Genomic DNA, 24,350 nt, shown 5'->3' on the forward strand with positions numbered 1-24,350 from the left:
CCCTACGGCACCACGGTCACCGGCCAGCGTCCCGCCTTGACCAGCCGGATCGCCACCGAGCCGATGATCCGGTGGCCGGCCTTCTCGGAGGCGCCGACGACCACCGCGTCGGCCTTCAGCTCGTCCGCGGCCTTCACCAGGCCGTTGTACGGATCGCCGCGGAAGGTGTGGAACTCCCAGCGGACCTCGAATATCCCCTTCAGCCGCTCGGAGGCCTCCCGGATCTGCTGCACCAGGTCCTCGGCGATCTCGTCGGTCGTCTCGGCCACCGGTGCCCCGAGCGCCGCCCCGGTCGACATCACCGGCTGCACGTACACGAGGGCCAGCAGGGCGCGCTGGCGCCGGGCCAGACCGGCGGCGTAGGCGGCCGCCCGCATCGATGAGTCCGAGCCGTCGACCCCGGCCACGATCACCTTCGGGCCGTCCGTGCCCCGCTCGAACCCCTGCGCGTGCCGCTCGCGCTCCTCGTGCTGTTCCGTCACACCTGCGAGGCTATCGGAAGCAGCCGTTCCGGCCGAGGCCCGGGCGACCCCGATGACCAGCGGCCCCGGGCCGCGCGGCCGGGACTCGCGCCGACTCGGCCACGCGAGTGCAATCGTGTCGCCCTACCGGTTCCGCGGCAGGCCCCCGGTCACTGATGAGTCATGCGGAAGGATCAGTTGCTCACGCGACGCCGGGCGCTGCTCGCCGGGGCGGCCGCCCTCGGGGCGGCCGGCGCGGCCGGGACGGCCGGTCTGCTGCTGTCCGGCTCCTCCGGCTCTTCCGGCACCGCGGGAGGGCCGCCCGCTCCCGCCGCGGGCGCCCAGGCGGGCAGCGCCCTCAAACCCTCCGCGTACCGCCTGCGCCCCCTGACCGGAGACGCCCCACCGCGTGCCCTGCCGCTGCCGGCCAGGGTCCGGCGCGCGCCGATCCTGCGCTTCTCCGGCCTCGGCGACACCATACTGCTGACCTTCGACGACGGCCCCAACCCGAAGTACACCCCGCGCATCCTCGACACCCTGGCCCGCTACGACGTGCGGGCCACGTTCATGGTGTGCGGCGAGATGGCCGACTGGAACCGTGACCTGCTCGCACGGATGGCCGACGAGGGCCACGTCGTCGGCAACCACACCTGGACCCACCCGCTGCTCACCCGGCTCACCCGCCGGGAGATCCGCGACGAGCTCGAGGCCACCAGCGACATCATCGAGAAGTCCTACGGCGAGCGCCCCCTGTGGTTCCGCGCGCCCTACGGCGCCTGGAACCGCGACGTCTTCCAGCTCAACGCCGAGATGGGCATGGAACCCCTGGCCTGGACCGTCGACAGCCTCGACTGGACCACCCCCGGCACCACGGCCATCGTCCGCCGGGTCGAGCGCGGCGCCGACCCCGGTGTCGTGGTCCTCTCGCACGACGCCGGAGGCGACCGCACGCAGACCGTCCGCGCGCTGCGCCGATACCTGCCCAGACTGCTGGACGAGGGCTACCGCTTCACCGTGCCCCGCCGGACGTACACCTGAGCCGGCCGCGCCCGCCCCGCCCCGCGGGTCCGGGCCGCCGTGCGGGGGCGGCGTTCAGCGGACCTGGAACAGGCGGGCGAAGACGACGACGTTTCCCGCGTATCCGGTCTGCTTGGTGTAACCGCCGCCGCAGGTGATGACCCGCAGTTCCGGTGTGCCCTTCGAGCCGTACACGCGCTCCCCGGGGAAGTCCGCCTTCTGGAACACCTCGACCCCGTACACCTCGAAGACCGCCGTCCTCCCGTCCTCCCGGTGGATGTCGATGTGGTTCCCCTTCTTCAGGGAGCCGAGCCCGTAGAACACCGCCGGGCCGTTCCTGTTGTCCACATGGCCGTCGATCACCGCGGTTCCCTTTTCCCCGGGCGTGACGGCCCCGTTGAACCAGCCGGCCAGGTTCGGGTCGTCCGGCGGCGGCGCGGCCACCCAGCCGTCCGCGTCCACGCCGACCGGCGTGACGGGCGCGTCGACCTGGATCAGGGGGATCCGCACCCGGTCGGGCACCGAGTGCGGCAGCGGCCGGGGCGCCCCGGACCCGGTCGCGGACGAGGCACCGGAGTCCCGGCCGCCGTCCGGCGCGACGGCCTTCGCGGGCTGCGGCGGACCGGCTTCGAACTCCCCCGAGCCGTTGCGGATCAGGGCGAGTCCGGTGAGCAGGGCGAGCACCATCACACCCCAGGGGACGCGCCTCGCCTCCGGCTCCCGCTCCTCCTCCTCGGCCGTGTCGGTCAGCTTGCTCACTGACATGCGCCATCCCCTCTCGAACGTGGCCGCCGCCCCGCCCTCACCGGAACGCTAGATCCCGCGCGCGCGGCCGGCGACGGGACGGAAGCGAACGGGTGGCGTCCCGGAATTCCGGTGCGCCGTCCGGGTCGTTCCGGACGGGCGTCTTCCGACAGCCCATGACCTGCGGCGACATCCGACGGGGTGAATCCCCGCCGGATCGCGGCTCACCAGGACGGCCCACACCCGAAATGCGCGGTCCGACGCGACATCTGACGGTGTGTTGGGAAGGTGCTGTCTCGCCGATCGACCGGGTACGTGTCCCGGGGCGCCTTCCGCGGAGGATCACATGCGCATGACTCGTATCCCCTTGGCGGTCCTGGTCGCCGTCGTCGCCACCGTCGGCTCGGCCGCGCCGACGGCCGTGGAGAAGAGCGGCGGCGTCCCGCGCGCCGACGCGGCGGCCGGGCCGGGACGCGGAGCCGTCACGGCCGACGCGTGCCGCGGCGGCGCGCCGACGGCGTCGCACGCGTTCGGCGCGGTGCCGACGCGGCCGGCCGCCACGGCCGGCGGTCCTGGGTCCGTCGCGTCCCTGAGTCCGCACGCGCCTGCCGTCACGTACGGCGTCGCGGTCCGCTGCGACGGCCGCGTCCCGGCCCGTCCGGCGGCCTTCACCGCGGTCGGCCGCGCCCGCGGCGGAGCCGACGGCGCCACGACCACCGGCGGCGCCACCAAGGCCGACATCGCCATCGGCGGCGGGCTGATGGGGACCGGCGTTCTCGTGGGCGCCCTCTTCTGGATGCGCGGGCGCTTCGGCAAGCGCGTCTGACGGCGGCGCCGCCACCCTCACCACGGATCCGGTCCCCGCCCGTGCGGAGGCCGGATCCGCGCCGTGCCGAGTGCCTGGTGCCGGGTCAGGCCACGCCCTCCTCGCCGGTGCGGCGGCGCGAGAGGTAGTAGGCCGCGCCGACGGAGCCCGCGATGAGCGCGGTGCCCATCCCGATCTCCTTGAGGTCGAAGCCGGCGATGGTGCCCCCCTCGCCCGCGCGGACGCCGTGCCGGAAGTGCTCCGGCCGGCCGCCCCCTCCACCCCCGCGGCCCTCGTCGTCGTAGCCGCCGCCGCCGTCGTCGGAGCCGCCGTAACCACCACCACCGCCGCCGTGAGAGCGGCTGTCCCCGCCGCCTCCGCCGTAGCCGCCGCCGTCGTCGGAGCCGCTGTCGCCGTAGGAGCGGCCCTCGCTGCCGTAGGAGTGGCCGCCGCCGCTGGCGAGGGCGGCGGGTGCGGAGAAGGTGAGGGCGCCGACGCCCAGCAGCGCGGCCGAAACGACGCGTATTACGCGCATGATGAATCCTCCGGTCCCCGAGGAGCAGCTGCGGACCTCTTCCGCGTGTGCCGGAAATGCACCTCGATGATCGAAACGCTAGGAACATGTGCACGGCGGCGCGATCGCACTCGGGCGAACGGGGCAACCGTGTGGGCCGCACAGGGGACGGCGCTCCGGCGGGCGGGGGACGGGACGGCCGTGTCGGGCCGCCGCAGGACGGCCCGACCGGGATGAAGGAATGTCAGGCTCCGTGGGGCCTGTCGTACGGTGAGGACCCGTCAGCCCCCGATGTGCGGGAACAGGTCGAGGAAGGGTGCCGTCGACGCCGAGACCCCTCTGCTGTAGGGCGCGTCGAAGTCCCAGATCAGGAAGAGCAGGAAGGCGATCAGGGCGGAGAACAGCCCGGCCAGGACCAGCTCGCGGGTCGTCCGCCGGATCTGGAGCGCGAACACCATGCCGATGGTGACCACGGCCCCGGCGATCAGCCCGAACCAGACCACGCCCGGCATCGTCGCCCCGGTCGAGTCGGCGCGTGCGGCACGGGCCTGGTCGGCCGCCGCCACCTGGTCGACGAGGGGCTGGTAGGCCTGCGCCTCGAAGTCCGAGGCCGGCCGGTAGTCGGTGACGTCCGCGCGGACCCTGTCGAGCAGCTGGTCGCCCCGCTGGGTGACCCGGCCGTGGTCCGCCATCGTCTTCCACTCGGTGGTGACGACGTGTCCGACATAGGCGTTGACATCGGCGCGAACGCGGTCGCGGACGTCCGGCGGGTAGACCCGGACGCGCTCGGAGATCTCGTGCAGCGCCTGGGCCTCCGCCTGGACGTGGTCCTGGGCGGCGACACGCGCCTCCCAGACACCGGCGATGGCCAGGCCCAGCACGATGGCGTACACCACGCCGATCCACATCGTCATGTACTCGATGACGTCCGGGGTCTCGCTGGGATCGTCGTCCTCGGCCGCCGTGCGGTGCCGTACGAGCGTGATGACGACCACCACGGCACAGGCGGCCAGCATGGCGAGGGTGAGAACAAGCCATTCCGACAACAGGTTCCTCCAGGGATCAGCGCGGACGGAGCGCGGCGACGGCGGCCAGCGCGGGCACCGCGATGAGCAGGACGTAGGTGATGGGCGACGGACCGTGCCGGGGCGTGGCCCGGTGCGGCCGCGGGTGGTAGCGCGGGTAGGTCACCGGCTTCACCGAGGGGCGGGGGCGGGGCTCGGGGTGCGAATCGGGCGTCGGGGCCGGGGCCGGTGGTGGTGGCGGGGGCGGGGGCGTCGGGCGCGGTGAGGGTGCGGGGGCGGGCCGCACGGGCGGCGGCGTCGGCTCCGGTGGCGGGGTGGGTCTCGGTTTCGCCGGCGCCGGCCGGGGGGCGGGCTTCGGCGATGGAGGTGGGGGAGGGGGCGGGGCCGGCGGAGTGGGTGTGGGGCTGGGGCTGGGCGATGGTGGCGGCGGTGTGGGCTGCCCGCACGGTGGGAGCGACGGCCAGAGGTCGCCGCCGGCCACCGACACCGCCACCGTTCCGCCCGGGCCCGTGGAGGCGTACGCGCAGGCGTCGGCGGCGGCCGGTGCGGCCGGCGCGCCCGCGCACGTCCACGCCAGGGCCACCGGCGCCAACACCCGTAGCGTCAGGCCCAGTCGGGCCGGTTTCGGTCGATGCACGACGGAGATCATGAGCCGCGGGGGGCCGGGGCACGCCGCTGCCCTCGAGGATTGCCCCGAAGAGGGGAAACGAGGTGAGCGGGGGTTTGCGGGGCCGGTCGCCGCGGCGCAACGGACGCGCACACGCGTACGGCCCACCGCAGGCCGGCCCGTGTTCGACGGCACAGGGCTCACGCGTCCCGGGAAGAAATTCGTGCCCCGGTTGAACACAACCGCCACCCGCATGCGTAACCAGTGTCGTGCGGCGGCGCAGCAGGGCGCTGCAACACCCTTGGAATCATGGGGAGTTGACGATGAACACCTCCTGGCGGAGCGCATCGCTCGTGGCGACGGCCGCGGCCGTACTGGCGCTGACGACGGCGTGCGGTCAGGACGGCGGCCCCGCGGCGGGCAGCCAGAACGTGGGTGCGACGGCCCCGGCCGGCGGATTCGGCGGCTCCGGTTCAGGCACCGGCGCGGGCTCCCAGATCGGCGCGGGCGGCGGCAACGGCTACGGCGCCGACGGACAGCAGGGCTCCGCAGGGGCGGCCGAGGCCGCCGGCCGACTGGCCGTCTCCGACAACGCCGAACTGGGCAAGGTGCTGACGGACAGCGCCGGCATGACCCTCTACCGCTTCGACCAGGACACGGCCGAACCCCCCAAGTCCAACTGCGACGCCGACTGCGTCAAGGCCTGGCCGCCCGTCCCCGCCGGCGACGCGACCGCCGGCGCCGGCATCGACAAGGCCCTGCTGGGCGAGGTCACCCGCGCCGACGGCACCAAGCAGCTGACCATCGCCGGCTGGCCCGCCTACCGCTACGCCAAGGACACCAAGGCCGGCGAGACCAGCGGCCAGGGCGTGGGCGGCAAGTGGTACGCGATGGCGCCCAACGGCAAGAAGGCCTCCCTGGCCGACCTGCCGGGCCTGTCCGTGAAGAAGACCGAACTCGGTGACATCGTCGTCGACAAGAACGGCATGACGGTCTACCGCTTCCTCAAGGACAAGGCGTGGCCGAAGTCGGTGTCCGCGTGCACCGGCGCCTGCCTGGAGAAGTGGCCGGCCGTCGCCCCGGTGTCCGCGAACGACACCAAGGGCGTCAAGAAGAAGGGCCTGATGGGCTTCACCCGGCCGGACGGGGTCAAGCAGATGACCGTGAACTGCTGGCCGATCTACACCTTCTCCGGGGACAAGGTGCCCGGGGACATCAACGGTCAGGGCGTCGGCGGCACCTGGTACGCCGTGTCCCCTGACGGGAAGCCGGTCGGCGCGCCCGCGTAGAGATCACCTCCCCAGGTCGATCGCCCACCCGACGGTGCCGGACACGGAAGGGAGGGATGACACGAACCCGGCGAAGTGCCCGACGCACAGACGCACATCCCGGCGCGCCACCGACCGGACCGCCCCCTCCGCACCGCACGGAGGGGGCGGTCCGCCGTGTTCCGGCCCGGCTCCACGACGCCTCCGGGAACCGTTCGTGATATCCGCACATCGGCGCAACCCACCGTGATCCGGGCACGGGCAGGGTGGTGTGAGCGCAGGTGGTGACCGGGAACGGATGGTCAATTTCCGTTTCCGCTCGCTCCTTTGGCGGGCGATCAGTAGCCTCAGCTCGAACACCGGATCGCCTACGTTGTGGAGAGAAGATGGAGCGTCCCGCCTGGGCCCCACGGAGCATCGACATCTCGGTGCCGAGCGTCGCTCGCATCTACGACCACTACCTGGGCGGTTCGCACAATTTCGAGGTCGACCGGGAAGCCGCCCGCAAGGCCATGGAGTTCATGCCGGGGCTCCCCAAGATCATGCAGGCGAACCGGGCGTTCATGCGCCGCGCCGTCCGCTACGCCGTGGACCAGGGCATCACCCAGTTCCTGGACATCGGCTCGGGCATCCCCACCTTCGGCAACGTCCACGAGGTCGCCCAGGCCGCGCACCCCGGCAGCCACGTCGTGTACGTCGACCACGACCCGGTGGCGGTCACCCACAGCGAGGCGGTCCTGGCGGACAACGACGCCGCCGACGTGGTCGCCGCAGACCTGCGCAAGCCCCGTGAAATCCTCGCGAGCCCCCGGTTGCAGCGGCTGATCGACCTGAATCGGCCAGTGGCGCTGCTTCTCGTTGCCATACTTCACTTCGTGGAAGACACGGACGACCCGTACGGTGCGGTCGCCGAGCTGCGCGACGCGCTCGCGCCCGGCAGCCTGCTCGTCCTCACGCATGCCTCGTACGAGGGAATCCCGCTGCCGCCGGAGCGGAGCGAGGGCGCGGTCGACGTGTACAAGGACATTCGCAATCCGCTGATCATGCGCTCGCGCGACGAGATCGCGCGGTTCTTCGAGGGGTACGACATGGTGGAACCCGGACTGGTGCCGATGCCCCTCTGGCGGCCCGAGACGGCGCCGGAGGACGAGGATCCTTATGCCTTCTCCGGATTCGCCGGCGTGGGGCGCGCCGGCGGACGAACGGGCGGGCGTACGGCGTGATCGCGGAACCGGACGGGCCGGAGGGCAGACTGCGCCGGCTGACGACGATCTGGAGCCGGGCGGTGTTCCCGGTGACCTCCACCTCGCTGACCCGCCCGGAGTTCGAGGAGCAACTGCTGCCGCTGGCCGACAGGTTGAGCCGGGCGCTGCGGGGCAGGGCCTTCGACGCCGGTGAGGGCGAGGCGGTCGGCGCCGCGCTGGTCGACGCCCACTGCACCGCCCCGGAGGCGCTCAGCCGCTCCCTGGACTGCGTGGACGCCTATCTGGTGCTGTACTGCGGCGAGGGCGGCGACCAGGAGGACCTGCGGGCGCGCTGCGCGCGGCTTCAGCACGCCATGGCGGCCGGGTTCGCGCGGGCCCTGCGCGAACGCACGCTCGCCGAGCAGGAGGCGATCGCCCAGGCCGCGCTGCGCGCCCAGGGCGTGGTCGCGCAGGCGCTGCACACCAGCGAGGCCCGCTTCCGGGCGGTGTTCGAAGGCGCGGCGATAGGCATCGGCATCGCCGACCTGGAGGGCAACGTCCTCCAGGTCAACGGCGCGCTGCTGCGCATGTTCGGCGGATCCGAGCAGAGCCTGCGGCTGCGCAACGTCCGGGACTGGACGCACGCCGAGGACGCCCCGCAGGTCTGGCGGCTGTACGAGGAGCTGGTGCGCGGGGAGCGCGAGCACTACCACGTGGAGAAGGCCTTCTACCGGCCCGACGGCACGGTCCTGTGGACCAACCTCACCGTCTCCCTGCTCCGCGACCCCGACGGCAACCCCCAGTACCAGCTGGCCCTCATGGAGGACACCACCGAGCGGCGGCTGCTCAACCTGCGGCTGCGCTACGAGGCCACGCACGACGCGCTGACCGGACTGCCCAACCGCACCCTGTTCTTCGAACGCCTGGAGAAGGCGCTGAACGCGGGCGACGGCCACCGCTTCGGCCTGTGCTACCTCGACCTGGACGGCTTCAAGACCATCAACGACAGCCTCGGGCACGCGGCCGGCGACCGGCTGCTGGTGGAGGTCGCCGACCGGTTGCAGGCGTGCGCGACCGCGCCCGGCGAGATGGTCGCCCGGCTCGGCGGCGACGAGTTCGTGGCGCTGACCACCGGACCCGACACCGAGCGCGAGGTCGACGAACTCGCCTCCCGCATCATGAACGCGCTCGTGGCGCCCATCCGCATCGAGGGCCGCGAGCTGACGGTGCGCGGCAGCATCGGCGTCGTCGAGGGCCCCGTGGGCGAGCGCAGCGCGGCGGAGGTGCTGCGCAGCGCCGACATCACCATGTACCGGGCCAAGTCGGCGGGCGGCAACCGCTTCGAGCTGGCCGATCCCGAGGCCGACGCCCGCGCCATCACCCGGCACGGGCTGACCACGGCCCTGCCGACCGCCCTGGACCGGGGCGAGTTCTTCATCGAGTACCAGCCGCTGGTGCACCTCGGCGACGGCAGCGTGCGCGGCGCCGAGGCTCTGGTGCGCTGGCTGCACCCGCAGCACGGTGTGCTCGGGCCGGACCGGTTCATCCCGCTCGCCGAGCACACCGGGCTGATCGTGCCGCTGGGCCGCTGGGTGATGGAGCAGTCGGTGCGCCAGGCCCGTGAGTGGCGTGAGCGCTACGGTGACGGGACCGAGGGCCCGTTGCGCATCAACGTCAACCTCTCGCCCTGCCAGCTCACGCACCCCGGCCTCGTCCAGGACACCGTCGACATCCTGGAACGCACCGGCGTGGCCCCCGACGCGCTGTGCCTGGAGGTCACCGAGTCGGCGCTCATCGGCGCGGACGACGACCTGCTCAAACCGCTGCGCCGGCTGGCCGAGATGGGCGTCGACATCGCCCTGGACGACTTCGGCACCGGCTACTCCAACCTTGCCAACCTGCGCCGGCTGCCGGTGAGCGTGCTGAAGCTGGACCGCTCCTTCACCCAGGGCATGCAGCAGTTCCCGGCCGATCCCGTCGATCTCAAGATCGTCGAGGGGATCGTGGCGCTGGCCCACAGCCTGGACCTCGCCGTCACGGTGGAGGGCGTGGAGACCGGCGCCCAGGCCGAACAGCTGCGCATACTGGGCTGCGACACCGCCCAGGGCTGGTACTACGCCCGCCCGGGTCCCCCGGACCGTCTGCACGAACTGGCCCTGGCGGACGCGACGGGCTGAGCGTCGGACGCGACGGGCCGACCGTCACGGGCGCGCGAACGGCGCCTCCTCGTGCTGTGGCTGTTCGCGTGCGCCCTCTGCCTGCCCGGGTACGCCGGCTTGCCCGTGTGCGCCCCGGGGCTGTCCGCAGGCGCCCTCGGACACCGCGACGGCCGCCCGGACGAGTGCCGCCGTGGCCCTCGAACGGGACTGCTGCGGCCAGGCGATCGCCACGACCGCGGGCGGGGCGTCGTCGACGGGACGGTAGACGACCCCGGGGCGCGGATAGCGGTCGGCCACGGAGGCGGGCAGCAGGCTGATCACCTCGCCCAGCGCGACGAGCGTCAGCAGTTGGGCGAGGTCGCGGCCCTTGCTCTGCTTGCCGTCGAGGAACCGGTGGAGCTCCCCGGGGCGCAGACCCAGGTCCTCGTGGGCGAGGCGGTCGCGGGCGGCAAGGGGGTCGTTCGAGGCCAGCGCGGCGACACGTGGCTCGACGGCCAGCGTCTCGCTGTCCAGGCCGGTGCGGTCGAACGGCTCGTGGACCAGGGCGACGTCGGCCTCGCCGCGGCGCAGCAGCCGGGGTGACTCCTGCCATGCGCACAGGCGGACCGTGACCGGGACCGCGGCCGGGTCGGCCGCGTAGCGTTCGAGGACCGGCTCCAGCAGACCGGCGTCGCCGTCGGCCTTCACCGCCAGGACCAGCCCGCCGGCCGGGGCTGCCGCGCGGCGCGCCCGGTGCCCGGCCGCCTCCAGCGCGTCCAGCGCGATCCGCGCCTCCGCCAGCAGCACCTCGCCGGCCGGGGTCAGCGCCACACTGTGGGTGGTCCGCTCGAACAGGGTGACGCCGAGCTCCGTCTCCAACTGGCGGATCGCCCGGGACAGGGGAGGCGGTGAGATGCCCAGCCGTTCGGCGGCGCGGGCGAAGTTGAGCTCCTCGGCGACGGCGACGAAGTAGCGCAGCGGACGGGACTCCACGTCATCCCCCTGAGATCGGTATTGCCTTCAGGGTAACGACCGGGAGCGGATCGATCCTTCAGTCGCGACGCCCCGGAGCGCAGGATCGATCCGACGAGCCATCCGTGGATCCGCCGGCCGATCTGTCGATCTGTCGATCTGTCGGTCCATGGATTCGTTCCCTTTGCGGCTTCCGGACCCTGGAGATTCCCATGATCGTAGTGACCACCCCGACCGGCCGGATCGGCCGTCAGCTCCTTGACCGTCTGCTCGACACCCCGGACACCGCGGGGCAGGTCCGGGTGATCGCCCGCGACCCGGAACGTCTGGCGCCGCGGGCACGGGGCCGCGTCGAGGTGTTCCAGGGCTCGCACGCCGATCCCGAGGTCCTCGGGGCGGCGTGCGAGGGTGCAGGCCAGGTGTTCTGGCTCGTGCCCCCGACGCCCGGTGCCGACAGCGCGGAGGAGCACTTCCGCACCTTCACGGAAGCGCTGTGCAAGGTGATCGACGCCCAGGGCGTCGCACGGGTCGTCGCCGTCTCCACACTGGGCCGCGGCGTCGCGAAGAACGCCGGCCAGATCTCGGCGTCGCTGGCCATGGACGACCGGATCAGTGCCACCGGCGTGCACTACCGTGCCCTGTGCCCGCCGTTCCTGATGGAGAACCTGCTCGGCCAGGCCGAGTCGATCCGCGATCAGGGACTGTTCCGTCTGGCCGCGGCCGAGGACCGTGTCGTACGCACCTGCGCCACCCGCGACATCGCCGCCACGGCGGCCCGGCTGCTGCTCGACGCCTCCTGGACCGGGCACGGCGACGTCCCGCTGGCCGGACCCGACGCACTGACCCCCGAGGGCATGGCCCGGGTCCTCTCCGAGGTCCTCGAGCGGCCGGTGCGCGTGCAGCGCGTGAGCATCGCGGACTACAAGGCGGCCGTGCTGCGCTCCGGTGCGTCCGAGGGCTGGGCGCAGGGCGTGGCCGACATGGCCCGGGCGCTGGAGGAACAGGGCTTCTACGGCGCCTCCCAGCCGAGCACCCCCGACACCGCGCCCACCGGCTTCCGCCAGTGGTGCGAGGAGGTGCTCAAGCCGGCCGTCCTCGCCTGACCGTGGCGGGGGCGGCACCGGGTCACCGCTCCAGCAGCATCCGCTGAAGCTCCCGGGCGGCGCGCGGGGGGGCCACGTCGCTTCGGTGGGCCAGGGCGATCGTGCGGTACAGGCCGGGACGGGCCAGCGGGGTGACGCGCAGTCCCTGCCCGGAGCGGGCGGCGACCATGTGCGGCACCACGGCGACACCGAGACCGGCCCGTACGAAGCCCAGCACGGCGTCCATCTCGCCGCCCTCGACCGCGAACTCCGGCTCGAAGCCCTCGGCCCGGCACGCGGCCACGGTCAGTTCCCGCAGGTCGTAGCCGTGGCGGAACATCACCAGGCGCTCGCCCTCAAGGTCCGCGACGCGCACCGTCCGCCGCTCCGGACCGCCGGGCACGGGCGCCTCCGGCGAGGACACCACCACCAGGTCCTCGCGCAGCAGCTCCACCGTGGTCAGCGCGGGGGACGGGGTGGGCAGCGGCAGGACCACCAGGGCCAGGTCGAGGGCGCCGCGGGCCAGTTCCCGTACCAGGTCGTGCGAGCCGCCCTCCTCCACCAGCAGCCGGATGCCGGGGTAGCGGTCGTGGAAGGCGCGCAGCACGTCCGGCAGCAGACCCGTGCACAGACTCGGGGTCGCCCCGAGCCGTACCCGGCCGCGGCGCAGCTGCACCAGCTCCTGCACCTCGTGCCGGGCGGTGTCCGCGTCGGCGAGGATGCGGCGGGCCAGCGGCAGCAGCGCCTCGCCCGCGTCGGTGAGGCTGATGTTGCCGCGCGCCCGCAGGAACAGGTCCGCGCCCAGCTCCCGCTCCAGCGCCTTGATCTGCTGGGACAGCGAGGGCTGGGCGACGTGCACCAGGTCGGCGGCCCGGGTGAAGTGCCGGGTCTCGGCGACCGCCACGAAGTACTGGAGCTGCTGGAACTGCACCAGGCCATCATAGCCATCCCCTATCGAAACAAGCCGCACCATGTCTTGGACCGATGGGGTCCTTCGGCCCTAGCGTCATGTGCATGGCTCTGGCAACGCGGACGGACCGACGGCCGTCCATGGCGCGCACCGTCTGGGACTCGACCGTCGGCAAGAAGACGGTGATGGCGGTCAGCGGCGTGATCATGCTGCTGTATCTGGTCGTCCATCTGTACGGCAACCTGAAGGTGTTCTTCGGGCTCCAGGAGATCGACGACTACGCCGTCTGGCTCCGTAACCTCGGCCGGCCGTTCATGCACCACATGTGGACGATCTGGCTGACGCGTGCCGTGCTGGTGGTCGCCGTCGTGGCCCACGCCGTCTCCGCGTACCAGCTCAGCCGGCGCGACATCGGGGCCCGTCCCAGCAAGTACGCGCACAAGAAGCCGCGGGCGACCTACGCCACGCGCACCATGCGCTGGGGCGGGGTCATCCTCGGGCTGTTCATCGTCTGGCACATCCTCGACCTGACCACCGGCACCGTGCACCCCGGCGGCTTCCAGGACGCCCACCCGTACGAGAACATCGTCGACACCTTCTCGACCTGGTACGGCAACGTCATCTACATCGTCGCGATGCTGGCTCTCGGCCTGCACATCCGGCACGGCTTCTGGAGTGCCGCCCAGACCCTGGGCGTCGGCAGCCGTAGCCGCGACCGCGCCCTGAAGGCCACCGCCAACGTTCTCGCACTGCTGCTCACGGCCGGCTTCATCTCCATTCCCGTGGGCGTCATGACCGGATTGGTGAGCTGACATGACCTCGTACCTGGAGTACACGACCGGTGATCCGGTCGCCGACACCAAGGCCCCCGCCGGCCCGATCAACGAGCGCTGGGACAAGCGCCGTTTCGAGGCCAAGCTGGTCAACCCGGCCAACCGCCGCAAGCAGACGGTCATCGTCGTCGGCACCGGCCTGGCGGGCGGCTCGGCCGGCGCCACCCTCGCCGAACAGGGCTACCGCGTCGTCCAGTTCTGCTACCAGGACTCCCCGCGCCGCGCCCACTCGATCGCCGCGCAGGGCGGCATCAACGCGGCCAAGAACTACCGCAACGACGGCGACTCGATCCACCGCCTGTTCTACGACACGGTCAAGGGCGGCGACTTCCGCTCCCGCGAGTCCAACGTCCACCGCCTCGCCCAGATCTCCGTGGAGATCATCGACCAGTGCGTGGCCCAGGGCGTGCCGTTCGCCCGCGAGTACGGCGGCCTGCTCGACACCCGCTCCTTCGGCGGCGTCCAGGTCTCCCGCACCTTCTACGCCCGCGGTCAGACGGGTCAGCAACTGCTGCTGGGCGCCTACCAGGCGCTGTCACGGCAGATCGCCGCCGGGAACATCGAGATGCACCCGCGCACCGAGATGCTGGACCTGATCGTCGTCGACGGCCGGGCCCGCGGCATCGTCGCCCGTGACCTGATCACCGGGAAGATCGACACCTACTTCGCCGACGCGGTCGTCCTCGCCTCCGGCGGCTACGGCAACGTCTTCTACCTGTCGACCAACGCCATGAACTCCAACGCGACCGCCGTCTGGCGGGCGCACCGGCGCGGCGCCTACTTCGCCAACCCCTGCTTCACCCAGATCCACCCCACCTGCATCCCGCGCACCGGCGACCACCAGTCCAAGCTGACGCTGATGAGCGAGTCGCTGCGCAACGACGGCCGCATCTGGGTGCCCAAGGCCAAGGGCGACACCCGGGCGCCGAACCAGATCCCCGAGGACGAGCGCGACTACTACCTGGAGCGCATCTACCCGTCCTTCGGCAACCTGGTGCCCCGTGACATCGCCTCCCGCGCCGCGAAGAACGTCTGCGACGAGGGCCGCGGCGTCGGCCCCGGCGGACAGGGCGTCTACCTTGACTTCGCCGACGCGATCAAGCGGATGGGCCGCAAGAAGGTCGAGGAGAAGTACGGCAACCTCTTCGACATGTACGAGCGGATCACCGCGGAGAACCCGTACGAGGTGCCGATGCGGATCTATCCCGCCGTGCACTACACGATGGGCGGCCTGTGGGTCGACTACGACCTCCAGACCACGATCCCCGGCCTGTTCGCGGTCGGCGAGGCCAACTTCTCCGACCACGGCGCCAACCGACTCGGCGCCTCCGCGCTGATGCAGGGCCTGGCCGACGGATACTTCGTCCTCCCCGCCACCATCAACGACTACCTGGCCCGCCACCCGCACCGGGACGAGGTCACCGACGGCCACCCGGTCGTCCAGGAGGTCCTGGCCGAGACCGAGGACCGGCTGAACCTGCTCCTCTCCGTCGACGGCGACCGCACCCCGGACTCCTTCCACCGCGAACTCGGCGAACTGATGTGGGAGTTCTGCGGCATGGCCCGCACCGACGAGGGCCTGCGCAAGGCGCTCGACCGGATCCCGCAGATCCGCGAGGAGTTCTGGCGGCGCATCAAGGTGCCCGGCACCGGCGAGGAACTCAACCAGTCCCTGGAGAAGGCCAACCGCATCGTCGACTACCTGGAGCTCGCCGAGCTCATGTGCCTCGACGCCCTGCACCGCTCCGAGTCCTGCGGCGGCCACTTCCGCGAGGAGTCCCAGACCCCCGACGGCGAGGCCGCCCGCAAGGACGACGAGTTCGGCTACGCGGCCGCCTGGGAGTTCACGGGTACGGGCGAGGCCCCGACCCTGCACAAGGAAGACCTGGTCTTCGAGTACGTCCACCCCACCCAGCGGAGCTACGCATGAAGCTCACCCTGCGCGTCTGGCGGCAGAAGAACGCCGACGCCGACGGCGCCATGTCCACCTACGAGGTGGACGGCATCTCGCCCGACATGTCCTTCCTGGAGATGCTGGACGTCCTCAACGAACAGCTCATCCTCTCCGGCGAGGAGCCGGTCGCCTTCGACCACGACTGCCGCGAGGGCATCTGCGGCGCCTGCAGCCTCGTCATCAACGGCGACGCCCACGGCCCGGAGCGCACCACCACCTGCCAGCTGCACATGCGGTCCTTCCAGGACGGCGACACCATCGACATCGAACCGTGGCGAGCCGCCGCGTTCCCGGTGGTGAAGGACCTGGTCGTGGACCGCTCGGCCTTCGACCGGATCATCCAGGCCGGCGGCTACATCACCGCGCCGACCGGTTCCGCGCCCGAGGCCCACGCGACACCGGTGCCGAAGGCGGACGCCGACTTCGCCTTCGAGCACGCGGAGTGCATCGGCTGCGGTGCCTGCGTCGCGGCCTGCCCGAACGGGGCCGCGATGCTGTTCACCTCCGCCAAGGTCAACCACCTCAACGTGCTGCCGCAGGGCGCCCCCGAGCGGGAGACCCGCGTGCTGGACATGGTGGCGCAGATGGACGCGGAGGGCTTCGGCGGGTGCACCCTGACCGGCGAGTGCGCCACCGCCTGCCCCAAGGGCATCCCGCTGATGTCCATCACCAGCATGAACAAGGAGTGGCTGCGGGCGACCCGCAAGGTCGCCAAGCGATAGGCGTTCGCCGACAGGGTGCGGACGGGCGGGACCGGGTGTGGTGCTCAACCCCGGTCCCGCCAGGCACCGTTGTCAGTGGCCGGCGGTAGGGTGCCCGCATGATCTTCGACAACAAGGGGAGGGAGCGGTTCCTCGACGCCGTCACGGCGTTCGAGGCCGCGGTGCTCGACCGGGACGGTGACCGGTCGACGCAGGCGTTCCAGGAGATTCACCGGAACTTCCAGCAGGCCGGCGACGAGGAGATCGCGGCGGCCGGCCCGCGCCTGGCCGCGCTGCTGTCCGAGGTCCCGCCGGGGCCGCGCGGGGTGATCGCCGTGGTCGTCGGCGCCTGCGTGGAGCGGGGAGCGGACGCGCGGCGGTGCGCCTCGTACGTCTTCGACGGGCTCGCCGGCGCGCTGGCCGACGCCGGCGAGTTCTGCGAGCGCTGGGCGGCGACCGGGGGAGGGGACTTCCCCGAGCCGGACCCCGGCGACCCGGACCCCGCCGTCGTCGAGCGGGCCGGCTGGGAAGCGGCCCAGGGCTGGTGGACGCTGCCCCAGTGGGAGATGGCGTCCGTCGCGATGCTCAACCGCCCCGAGGTGCGCACCTCGCTCGGCGACGCCCTGCGCACCCGGCTGCTGACGGCCGTACGCCCCGTCCAGGAGGCCTCCGGGCACGACTTCAAGTGCCTGGTGTACGCCCTGCTCGTGCTGGACGACGAACCACTGGTCGTCCTGCACCGCCCCACCGGAACCGGCTACGCGCTCCGCATGGGCGGCATCGGGGACAACTTCCAGCTGCACACCCTGCTCGCCGACGTCCTCGTCGGCGGCGGCCGCATACCCGGCCGGGCCCCGTCCGCCGCGGAGGCGGCCGTCTGCCGGGACCGGCCCGGGCAGGTGCCCACCACCGGCTCCTTCGACCTCGTCGCCCCGACCGGGGAATGGATCTGGAACGAGGGCACCCCCTCGGACATCCCCGTCGTGGACGGCGTACGGCTGCTCGTCCTCGACCCCCCGTCCTACCAGCGCAGCTGGCCCGCCGGCCGGTTCTTCCCGCACATGACCGGCGGCCTCGTCCTGGAGCGCGTCCTGGACCGGGAGGAGGCCGGGCGGCTGCTCGCCGGGTGCGTGACCAAGGAGCGCTGACCCTCCTCGACCCGCCGTTCAGCATCCCCACATCTGCTCTCCCGGCACAGGTCACGCCTGCGCCAACCGGCATCGGAAGAACAGGGGCGAGGGCCGTACGCCACCGGCCCCGCCGCCCCCGTCGCCGAACCGGCCCGTGCCCAGGAGAGAGCCATGACCGGCGTTTCCACCCTCCACCGTCCCCCGCAGCCCGCCGCACCCACCCGCTACACCGTCACCCTGGCCCGCGACGAGGCGGATGTACGCGCCGCCCAGCGGCTGCGCCACGACGTCTTCGCCGGCGAGATGGGCGCCCTGCTGACCGGCCCGCAGCCCGGCCACGACATCGACGCCTTCGACGCCTACTGCGACCATCTCCTGGTGCGCGAGGAGGCGACGGGCCAGGTCGTCGGCACCTACCGCCTGCTGCCGCCGGAGCGGGCCGCGATCGCCGGACGCCTGTACTCGGAGGGCGAGTTCGACCTCGCCCCGCTGGACGCGATCCGGCCCCACCTGGTCGAGGTGGGCCGCTCCTGCGTGCACCCCGATCACCGCGACGGCGCGGTGATCGGCCTGATCTGGGCGGGCATAGCCCGCTACATGGTCGACCACGGCCACGACTGGCTCGCCGGCTGCTGCTCGATCCCGCTCGCCGACGGCGGCACCCTGGCCGCCGCCACCTGGGACCGGGTCCGCGCCAGGCACCTGGCGCCGGAGGAGTTCCGGGTACGGCCCCTGCTGCCGTGGATCCCGAAGGCCGAGGTGCCCGCCGCACGCACCGAACTGCCCGCCCTGCTGCGCGGCTACCTCCGCCTGGGCGCCTGGGTGTGCGGCGAGCCCGCCCACGACCCGGACTTCGGCGTAGCCGACCTGTACGTGCTGCTGTCGATGCGCCGGATCAACGAGCGCTATCTGCGGCACTTCCTCTCCCTCGTGCCGTCCGCGCGATGAGCGTCTGGCTGCCCAGCGCGCCCTGCACCCCCAGGGCGTGCGTGGAGACGACGGGGCCGGCGGCAGCACGGCCGCGCGCCCTGCTGCGGCTGGCGGCGGTCGTGCTCCTGCTGCTCGCCGGAGTGGCGCTGGCACCGCTCGGCGGCCGGGTCCCGGCCGACTGGATCCGGCGCTGGTGCCGGGCGATCGTACGGGCCTGCGGAGTCCGGGTGCGGATCTCTGGCGCCGCCGCGCCCACCGGCGGCCTGCTGCTCGTCGCCAACCACATCTCCTGGCTCGACGTCCCGCTGCTGACCGCGGTGCGCCCGGCCCGGATGCTCGCCAAGGCGGAGATCCGCCGCTGGCCGGTGGCGGGCACGCTCGCCGCCCGCGGCGGCGCCCTGTTCATCGAACGGGACCGGCTGCGCGCCCTGCCCGGGACGGTCGCGCTGATCGCCGGCGCGCTGCGCGACGGCACCGCGGTCGCGGCCTTCCCCGAGGGCAGCACCTGGTGCGGCCGGGCCGAGGGCCGCTTCCACCGGGCCGTCTTCCAGGCCGCCCTCGACGCGGGCGTACCGGTCCAGCCGGTCCGCATCCGCTACCGCCTCGCCGACGGTACCGCCACCACCGCCCCGGCCTTCGTCGGGGACGACTCGCTGCTCGCGTCGCTGTGGCGGGTCGCGTCGAGCCGCGGCCTGACGGCCGAGGTCGACGTACGGCCCGCCATCGAACCCGGCACCCACCCGGACCGCCGCACCCTGGCCGACGCCGCCCACCAGGGTCCGCACAGGCGAACCCTGGTGGGCGCACGCGGCCCTGGTGGCGTGAACACGGGGAGCGGCGCGGCGCCTCAGATGCGGCGCACGGTGTGCAGAGACGTGGCGTAGGTGCCCGTGCCGTCGAGGAGCGAGGCGCCGCCGAGGTCGGACATGGTCGGCCCGTCGACGGTCTTGCGGCTGGACAGGAAGCGGCGCTTGCCTGCCGCGTCCGCGCCCAGATAGATCCCGACGTGGTCGACCGTGACGGTCGGGTTGTCGTCGCCGGAGTCGGCGTTGAAGAGGACGAGGTCACCGGGCTGGAGCAGGGCCGCGGCGGGCGGCTTGGTGCCGTCGGTCCGGTCGATGACGACGCCGGGCGCGTAGTCGACGATGTAGCGGGAGTTGCGCGGTATCCGCTCCCCCGAGGTGTCCGCGCCCGCCGCCATCGGCACGCCCATGTGGTAGCCGTACACCATGCGCGTGTAGCCCGAGCAGTCCAGGTTGCCGACCTGCTTGCTGGACGGACCGGTGTAGGTGCCGTCGGGGAACGTCCAGCCGACGTTCATGTACTCGTGGAAGTCGGCGCCCTCGTAGCGGTAGCCCTGCGGGTCGAGATAGCCGTAACCGGACTCGCCCAGGACCTGCTTGCCCTGCGCCGGCCCGGCCCCGGCCGTGACGGCGGGAGCGCCCCCGAGGAACATGGCGGCGTACGCGAGCACGTCCGGCACGGTGGAGCCGGCCCAGCCGCGGATCGTCTGCTCCAGCTCCGCCGTCCAGGTGCCGTCGAAGGGCTGGGGCAGCACCCGGACCCAGTCGCCGTGGGTGACGGTCGGCGGGGCGTCCCAGTTCGCGGCGTCCACCTCGAAGCGGCTCACCAGCAGCTTGACCGGCAGGTTCGTGCACCCGTCGTTGGCCAGGGCGCGCAGCCCCACCCGGCCCTTGCCGAACGTCGAGTCGCTGATGTCCACGGCCCACGCGGACGGCTCCGCCGCGTCCGAGCGCCAGGCCTTGGCCCGGATCCGGGACCCCTCGCGGCGCACCCGGATCGTCCAGTCGGTGCCCGCCGGGTTGCCCGTGGCCAGCGTGAGCGCCGGGGCGAGCTGCGTGACCGTGTCGGCGACCTCCTTCTCGAGGCGCAGCTCGACCGCTCCGGTGGTCAGGAAGGACAGCCGGGCCCGGTAGTTGTTGTGGGTGTCCTGGTAACCGAAGGACAGCGCGTACGAACAGGCCTGTCCGGTGGGCACCTTGTCGAACCGGGCCACGGACCGCACATCGACGTCGGTGATCGCGTCGTCGCGCAGGGTCGCGTGACGGCTGGCGTAGTCGGTGGTCAGGGCGATGACGCCGGTACCGGACACGACCGAGTAGTCCGTGTCGGCGGGGCCGAGCGTGGACCAGCTGCCGCCGCCCGGAGAGGTTCCCCAGTAGACGCGGTCGGCCTCCGGCAGCCTGGTGTCCGGCAGGGTGCGCCCGAAGTCGTCCACGAAGGGACGCTTGTTCTCGGCGAACGTTCTTCGCGGGCCCGGCAACAGCACGTTCCGGGCGCCGTGGGTCAGCAGCGCCACGCGTCTGCCACCGGAGGTGACCTCCGTGCGGGCCGGAGTCCCGGGCAGCACGGTGGCGGTGAGCGGCGAGGACAGCGTCACCGGCGTGAAGTAGGAGGCGTCCAGCGGGGGCAGGGTCACCGAGGAACGGGCCGAGGTCAGGCCGTCCGGTGCCGGCAGGGGGTCCACGGTCGTGGGGGCGGCGTCCGCGCGGGCGGGAGCCGCCGCCAGGCCGCTGAGCGGGACGGCGGCGGCGGTGGCGGCGAAGGCGGCGAGCAGGCCGCGACGAGAGGTGTGCGTCATGACGACCATGATCCACTATGCCCCCGGTGCGGCCGCCGTCACGGCGATCGACAAGGCCCGCAGGTGCCGGGCGCGTTGAGCCCCCGCTCGACGACAAGAAGCCTAGGCCCCCGGCGACCCCATCAGCCCCCGAGCCGCCTCGACCTGTCTCAGACCCGCGGGGAACGGCAACGCCCGTGCCGCTTCCTCCGCAGCGCCCAGTGCCTCCGCGTCCTTCGCCGCCACGGCCCACACCACCCGGGCCTCGACCTCGGCGAGCCGCTCACCGGTGCGCCGGGTGCGCTCCACCTCCTCGGCGGCGGTGCGGCGCGCCGACTCGCGCTCTCCGCGGAGGAGTTCGGCCCAGGCGGAGAGGACGGGGGCGTCCTCCCGGGCGAGGGCGGCGCGCGCCTCACCGGGACGTCCCTCCCGCAGCGCCAGTTCCGCGCGCGCGATGCGCACCTCGAACCGGGCCTGCCGGTCGTCGTGCCGTACGGCCGCCCGCTCCGCCCGGTCCAGCAGCCGCGGGGCCCGGTCGGCGGCCCCGGTGCGCATGAGCACCCGCGCCAGTGCGGCCAGCGCGTACGGCAGACACCAGTTGTCGTCCGGCTCGGCGCCCGCCACGGCCGCCTCCGCCAGGGTGCGCGCCGCGTCGAACTCCTCCAGGAACAGCCGCAGTTCGGCGAGGTTGGCCCGCTCGAACGCGGCGGACGTCGGATTGCCCGACTCCTCCGCGACCCGCAGCGCCCGCTCCCCGGTGGCCACCGCCTCCCGCAACCGCCCGGCGCGCCGCGCGTTCTCCCGCAGCGTGGACAGAGCCGCGCCGAGCAGCATCGGGTCGCCGGACTCCTCGGCGGGCGTCAGCGCCAGGTCGGCGGCCTCGCGGGCCTCGTGCAGACGGCCGGCGAGACCGAGGTTGACGGCCTGGAGCGTGTACGAGCGGGCCACCAGGCCCCGGCCCGCCGCCCCGGGCACCTGCCGCGCGGAGGCGAGTGCCCGCACCGCCGTCGCGTGCCCGTCCCCGTAGGTGCCCTGGATGCTGTGGATGAGGGCGAGGGCGAGGAAGTGGGCGGCGGCCGGGTTCGCGGCGGCGTCCGGGCCCGGCGGACGGGCGCGCAGCACCTCCTGCGCCGCGTGCGCCTCGCCCGCCTTGGCCAGCGACTCGGCCAGACGGGCCGCGGCGAGCACCGTGTCGTCGTGGTCGCCGCGCCGCGCGAACTCGGCCAGCGCCAGCCCCAGGACGTCGGCGGCCTGGGCGAAGTGGCCCATCCGGCACAGCACCTGGCTGTGGGCGAGCCGGGCGCGGGCGGCGTCCACGTCGAGCCGTGCCACCAGGTCGCGGTAGTAGCGGTCGGCGGTGTCGTTGGCGTACAGGGCCGCCGCCCGCTCGGCCGCCCGGCGCAGATACTCGGCGGCACGCGGGTCGTCGGCCCGTGCGAAGTGCGAGGCGAGGGTGTCGACGGCGTCGGGACGGCGGCGCAGCACCGTCTGCGCGAACGCCGCGTGCAACTGCCGCCGCCGTGCGACGGTCAGCTGCTCGTAGCAGGTGAGGCGGACGAGCGGATGGCGGAACGCGATCCCGGCCTCCGCGCGGCCCGCGACCACGACCTCCCGTTCCTCCACCAGTGCGACCGCGATGGCCTGTTCCAGGGCGTCGGCGACGGCCGCCGCGTCGAGGGCGGGCCGCAGGCCGTGCGCGGCGACGTCGAGGAGTTCGGGCAGCGCGGCCTCGTCGCCCGCCACCGACAGCGCCTCGACGAACCGGCGCGTGTCCCTCTCGAGCCGCCCGAGCCGTTCGCCCACCAACTGCCGGACGCCGTCGGGGGCTTCGTCGCCGACGGAACCGCCCCGCACGAGTTCGAGGGCGAACAGCGGGTTGCCGAGGGAGAGTTCCCAGACCCGGTCGAGGCGGCCGGCCGGGGCGCCGCCGTCGCGGGCCACCGCCAGACAGGCGTCCCGGTCGAGCCGGCCCACGTCCTCGCGCACGATCAGCCGGGCCCTGCGCAGCGCGGCGAGCGCCGAGCGGCGCGGGTCGCCGTCCGGCACCTCCTCCTCCCGGTACGTCACCAGGAACCGCAGCGCGGGCCCGCCGGCCGCGACCCGGCGGGCCAGATGGCTCAGCAGCTGGAAGGAGCCCTCGTCGGCGGCATGCAGATCGTCGAGGACCACGAGCACGGGCCGCGTCGCGGCGAGTTCGCCGAGCAGCCCCGACGCGGCTCGGAACAGCCGGTCCCGCTCCTCCTCCGGCGAGCGCTCGGCCTCGACTCGTACCAGCCCCAACGACGGGAGGAAGGCGGCCAGTTCGGGATACCTGGCGCCGACCCGGGCCCGCTCCCCGGCATCCCACTCGGCGAGCCAGCCGTCCAGGGCCTCGGCGAACGCCCCGTACGGCGTGTGCCCCTCGGCGTCGTGCCCGCCGCCCCACAGCACGGCGGTTCCCAAGGCGGCGGCCCGCCGCGCCGCCTCCCCGGCCAGACTGGTCTTGCCGACACCGGCTTCACCGGTGAGCAGGGTGACCGGCGGCCCGCCCGGCGCGAGCAGCCGTCGGAGGGCGTCGTCACGCCCGCGCAGCGGGCCCTCCGCGGCGGCGCGCAGCGGGGCGGGAAGCGACGGCGCGGTGAGGGCGGGCGCGGGAGAGTCGGTCAGCGCGAGCCGGTGAAGGCGCTCGGTCTCAGGTCCTGGCCGCACCCCCAGCTCGGCGTCCAACGCCTCGCGGCACACGTGGTACTGCCGCACCGCGAGCCGCCGCAGACCCTGGCCGAGATACGCCTCCATCAGGATCCGGTGGGCGGTCTCCTCGGCAGGACTCGCGGCCAGCACCTGCTCGGCCGCGCCGATGGCCTTGGCCGGGGAACCCTGCGCCATGTGCGCGGCGGCCAGTGCGAGCAGCACCTCCTCGCGCAGGGCTGCCAGTTGGTCACGCCGGGCCTGCGCCCAGCTCGCGTACCGGTCCTCGGGCAGCAGCTCCCCGGTGAACCGGCGCAGCGCGGGCTCGAGTTCACCGGCCCGCCCGGACGCGACCGCGGCCCGTGCCGCCGCCTCGGCCTCGTCGGCGTCGATCCGCACCGTGGCGGGATCGAGGCGCAGCAGCGCACCGTCGGATACCAGGTACGAGGAGCTGGCCCGCGGCGCGAGCTCGGGTTCCAGGGCACGGCGCGCGGCGTGCAGCGCGACCCGCAGACTCCCGGTCGCCGACTGCGGATCGGCGTCCGGCCAGCAGATGTCCATGGCCTGCTCACGGTGGAGCTGATGGTCGGGGACCACGGCGAGAAGCTTCACGAGAGTCTGCGCGCTGGGCCGGGTCCAGCGTTCGGCGGGCGCGGGACCGCCGTCGCGAGTCGCCGTGAAACCGCCGAAAAGGTGCAGACGCAGCAGAGGGGTGGCTGACATCGTGCTGTCCGTCTGCTGCTTGCTCATAAGGGCGCAACTTTAACCGAGCATGCTGAGGACCCCCAGGGCGAGGCCCAGGGGGTCCGGTCGGCTCAGATGCGCCG

21 protein-coding genes are annotated in these 24,350 nt (G+C 73.3%); 12 read left to right on the forward strand and 9 right to left on the reverse strand.

Annotated elements, in window-relative coordinates:
• Positions 1-2: 2 nt before the first annotated feature.
• Entirely contained in the window at positions 3-482 is a 480-nt protein-coding gene (locus tag ABZ484_RS01200) for a universal stress protein (protein WP_358863800.1), read from the reverse strand.
• 162 nt (positions 483-644) lie between these two features.
• Here ABZ484_RS01200 and ABZ484_RS01205 point away from each other — a divergent pair, with 162 nt between their 5' ends.
• Complete coding sequence (locus ABZ484_RS01205) at positions 645-1,499, forward strand: polysaccharide deacetylase family protein (protein ID WP_358863801.1); 855 nt, start codon at positions 645-647, stop codon at positions 1,497-1,499.
• 54 nt (positions 1,500-1,553) lie between these two features.
• On the opposite strand, the gene ABZ484_RS01210 is transcribed toward ABZ484_RS01205, so the two are convergent.
• Positions 1,554-2,243, reverse strand: coding sequence for a class F sortase (locus ABZ484_RS01210; protein WP_358863802.1), 690 nt, complete (start codon positions 2,241-2,243; stop codon positions 1,554-1,556).
• A 331-nt stretch (positions 2,244-2,574) separates the two neighbouring features.
• Here ABZ484_RS01210 and ABZ484_RS01215 point away from each other — a divergent pair, with 331 nt between their 5' ends.
• Positions 2,575-3,048, forward strand: a complete 474-nt coding sequence (locus tag ABZ484_RS01215; RefSeq protein WP_358863803.1) for a hypothetical protein — start codon at positions 2,575-2,577, stop codon at positions 3,046-3,048.
• Positions 3,049-3,133: 85 nt separating this feature from the next.
• Here ABZ484_RS01215 and ABZ484_RS01220 read toward each other — a convergent pair whose 3' ends face one another.
• The 3 genes from ABZ484_RS01220 to ABZ484_RS01230 all read right to left on the reverse strand — a co-directional run bounded on the left by ABZ484_RS01220 (position 3,134) and on the right by ABZ484_RS01230 (position 4,732).
• On the reverse strand, positions 3,134-3,562 hold the full coding sequence (locus tag ABZ484_RS01220; RefSeq protein WP_358863804.1) for a hypothetical protein: 429 nt from the start codon (positions 3,560-3,562) through the stop codon (positions 3,134-3,136).
• Positions 3,563-3,822: 260 nt separating this feature from the next.
• Positions 3,823-4,587: a DUF4239 domain-containing protein gene (locus ABZ484_RS01225; protein ID WP_358863805.1), complete on the reverse strand. Its 765-nt coding sequence runs from the start codon at positions 4,585-4,587 to the stop codon at positions 3,823-3,825.
• 16 nt (positions 4,588-4,603) lie between these two features.
• Positions 4,604-4,732, reverse strand: a complete 129-nt coding sequence (locus tag ABZ484_RS01230) for a hypothetical protein (protein ID WP_358863806.1) — start codon at positions 4,730-4,732, stop codon at positions 4,604-4,606.
• Positions 4,733-5,496: 764 nt separating this feature from the next.
• Here ABZ484_RS01230 and ABZ484_RS01235 point away from each other — a divergent pair.
• The 3 genes from ABZ484_RS01235 (at position 5,497) to ABZ484_RS01245 (ending at position 9,802) form a co-directional block, all read left to right on the forward strand.
• Positions 5,497-6,462: an SCO0930 family lipoprotein gene (locus tag ABZ484_RS01235; RefSeq protein ID WP_358863807.1), complete on the forward strand. Its 966-nt coding sequence runs from the start codon at positions 5,497-5,499 to the stop codon at positions 6,460-6,462.
• 365 nt (positions 6,463-6,827) lie between these two features.
• A complete protein-coding gene (locus tag ABZ484_RS01240) occupies positions 6,828-7,664 on the forward strand; it encodes an SAM-dependent methyltransferase (RefSeq protein ID WP_358863808.1) in 837 nt (278 codons plus the stop codon).
• Positions 7,661-9,802, forward strand: coding sequence for an EAL domain-containing protein (locus ABZ484_RS01245; RefSeq protein WP_358863809.1), 2,142 nt, complete (start codon positions 7,661-7,663; stop codon positions 9,800-9,802). Before ABZ484_RS01240 ends, ABZ484_RS01245 begins: the two co-directional genes overlap by 4 nt.
• A gap of 24 nt (positions 9,803-9,826) precedes the next feature.
• Here the strand turns inward: ABZ484_RS01245 and ABZ484_RS01250 are convergent, their stop codons facing one another.
• Positions 9,827-10,756: a LysR family transcriptional regulator gene (locus ABZ484_RS01250; RefSeq protein WP_358863810.1), complete on the reverse strand. Its 930-nt coding sequence runs from the start codon at positions 10,754-10,756 to the stop codon at positions 9,827-9,829.
• Between the two features lie 191 nt (positions 10,757-10,947).
• Between ABZ484_RS01250 and ABZ484_RS01255 the strand changes: the two genes are divergently transcribed.
• A complete protein-coding gene (locus tag ABZ484_RS01255) occupies positions 10,948-11,838 on the forward strand; it encodes an NAD(P)H-binding protein (RefSeq protein WP_358863811.1) in 891 nt (296 codons plus the stop codon).
• Positions 11,839-11,860: 22 nt separating this feature from the next.
• Here the strand turns inward: ABZ484_RS01255 and ABZ484_RS01260 are convergent, their stop codons facing one another.
• On the reverse strand, positions 11,861-12,748 hold the full coding sequence (locus ABZ484_RS01260; RefSeq protein ID WP_358863812.1) for a LysR substrate-binding domain-containing protein: 888 nt from the start codon (positions 12,746-12,748) through the stop codon (positions 11,861-11,863).
• A 119-nt stretch (positions 12,749-12,867) separates the two neighbouring features.
• Between ABZ484_RS01260 and ABZ484_RS01265 the strand changes: the two genes are divergently transcribed.
• The 6 genes from ABZ484_RS01265 (at position 12,868) to ABZ484_RS01290 (ending at position 19,159) form a co-directional block, all read left to right on the forward strand.
• Positions 12,868-13,539 (forward strand): succinate dehydrogenase, encoded by a 672-nt coding sequence (locus ABZ484_RS01265; protein WP_358863952.1) that lies wholly within the window; start codon positions 12,868-12,870, stop codon positions 13,537-13,539.
• 1 nt (position 13,540) lies between these two features.
• Positions 13,541-15,490 (forward strand): fumarate reductase/succinate dehydrogenase flavoprotein subunit, encoded by a 1,950-nt coding sequence (locus ABZ484_RS01270; RefSeq protein WP_358863813.1) that lies wholly within the window; start codon positions 13,541-13,543, stop codon positions 15,488-15,490.
• On the forward strand, positions 15,487-16,236 hold the full coding sequence (locus tag ABZ484_RS01275; RefSeq protein WP_358863814.1) for a succinate dehydrogenase/fumarate reductase iron-sulfur subunit: 750 nt from the start codon (positions 15,487-15,489) through the stop codon (positions 16,234-16,236). The genes ABZ484_RS01270 and ABZ484_RS01275 overlap by 4 nt, the downstream gene beginning before the upstream one ends.
• A gap of 98 nt (positions 16,237-16,334) precedes the next feature.
• Positions 16,335-17,363, forward strand: a complete 1,029-nt coding sequence (locus tag ABZ484_RS01280) for a hypothetical protein (protein ID WP_358863815.1) — start codon at positions 16,335-16,337, stop codon at positions 17,361-17,363.
• 153 nt (positions 17,364-17,516) lie between these two features.
• Positions 17,517-18,293, forward strand: coding sequence for a GNAT family N-acyltransferase (locus ABZ484_RS01285; protein ID WP_358863816.1), 777 nt, complete (start codon positions 17,517-17,519; stop codon positions 18,291-18,293).
• The gene (locus tag ABZ484_RS01290) at positions 18,290-19,159 is read left to right on the forward strand and encodes a lysophospholipid acyltransferase family protein (protein ID WP_358863817.1); all 870 of its coding nucleotides are present in this window, start codon (positions 18,290-18,292) and stop codon (positions 19,157-19,159) included. The genes ABZ484_RS01285 and ABZ484_RS01290 overlap by 4 nt, the downstream gene beginning before the upstream one ends.
• Here the strand turns inward: ABZ484_RS01290 and ABZ484_RS01295 are convergent.
• Both ABZ484_RS01295 and ABZ484_RS01300 read right to left on the reverse strand, forming a co-directional pair.
• Positions 19,123-20,877 carry an NlpC/P60 family protein gene (locus tag ABZ484_RS01295; protein ID WP_358863818.1) on the reverse strand — a complete coding sequence of 585 codons (1,755 nt, stop codon included), beginning with the start codon at positions 20,875-20,877 and terminating at the stop codon, positions 19,123-19,125. The two genes, ABZ484_RS01290 and ABZ484_RS01295, sit on opposite strands and share 37 nt — an antisense overlap.
• 102 nt (positions 20,878-20,979) lie before the next feature.
• Positions 20,980-24,273, reverse strand: coding sequence for an AAA family ATPase (locus tag ABZ484_RS01300; protein ID WP_358863819.1), 3,294 nt, complete (start codon positions 24,271-24,273; stop codon positions 20,980-20,982).
• Between the last annotated feature and the right edge of the window lie 77 nt (positions 24,274-24,350).

The organism is Streptomyces sp. NPDC006393 (assembly GCF_040628575.1).
In the GTDB taxonomy this organism is placed as follows: domain Bacteria; phylum Actinomycetota; class Actinomycetes; order Streptomycetales; family Streptomycetaceae; genus Streptomyces.

Bases quoted from the DNA above. Each gene is read 5' to 3' on its own strand.
- ABZ484_RS01290 (WP_358863817.1), top strand. From the start codon at position 18,290: ATGAGCGTCTGGCTGCCCAGCGCGCCCTGCACCCCCAGGGCGTGCGTG.
- ABZ484_RS01285 (WP_358863816.1), top strand. From the start codon at position 17,517: ATGACCGGCGTTTCCACCCTCCACCGTCCCCCGCAGCCCGCCGCACCC.
- ABZ484_RS01270 (WP_358863813.1), top strand. From the start codon at position 13,541: ATGACCTCGTACCTGGAGTACACGACCGGTGATCCGGTCGCCGACACC.
- ABZ484_RS01235 (WP_358863807.1), top strand. From the start codon at position 5,497: ATGAACACCTCCTGGCGGAGCGCATCGCTCGTGGCGACGGCCGCGGCC.
- ABZ484_RS01295 (WP_358863818.1), bottom strand. From the start codon at position 20,877: ATGACGCACACCTCTCGTCGCGGCCTGCTCGCCGCCTTCGCCGCCACC.
- ABZ484_RS01220 (WP_358863804.1), bottom strand. From the start codon at position 3,562: ATGCGCGTAATACGCGTCGTTTCGGCCGCGCTGCTGGGCGTCGGCGCC.
- ABZ484_RS01205 (WP_358863801.1), top strand. From the start codon at position 645: ATGCGGAAGGATCAGTTGCTCACGCGACGCCGGGCGCTGCTCGCCGGG.
- ABZ484_RS01255 (WP_358863811.1), top strand. From the start codon at position 10,948: ATGATCGTAGTGACCACCCCGACCGGCCGGATCGGCCGTCAGCTCCTT.
- ABZ484_RS01275 (WP_358863814.1), top strand. From the start codon at position 15,487: ATGAAGCTCACCCTGCGCGTCTGGCGGCAGAAGAACGCCGACGCCGAC.
- ABZ484_RS01300 (WP_358863819.1), bottom strand. From the start codon at position 24,273: ATGAGCAAGCAGCAGACGGACAGCACGATGTCAGCCACCCCTCTGCTG.
- ABZ484_RS01215 (WP_358863803.1), top strand. From the start codon at position 2,575: ATGACTCGTATCCCCTTGGCGGTCCTGGTCGCCGTCGTCGCCACCGTC.
- ABZ484_RS01210 (WP_358863802.1), bottom strand. From the start codon at position 2,243: ATGTCAGTGAGCAAGCTGACCGACACGGCCGAGGAGGAGGAGCGGGAG.
- ABZ484_RS01280 (WP_358863815.1), top strand. From the start codon at position 16,335: ATGATCTTCGACAACAAGGGGAGGGAGCGGTTCCTCGACGCCGTCACG.
- ABZ484_RS01265 (WP_358863952.1), top strand. From the start codon at position 12,868: ATGGCGCGCACCGTCTGGGACTCGACCGTCGGCAAGAAGACGGTGATG.
- ABZ484_RS01240 (WP_358863808.1), top strand. From the start codon at position 6,828: ATGGAGCGTCCCGCCTGGGCCCCACGGAGCATCGACATCTCGGTGCCG.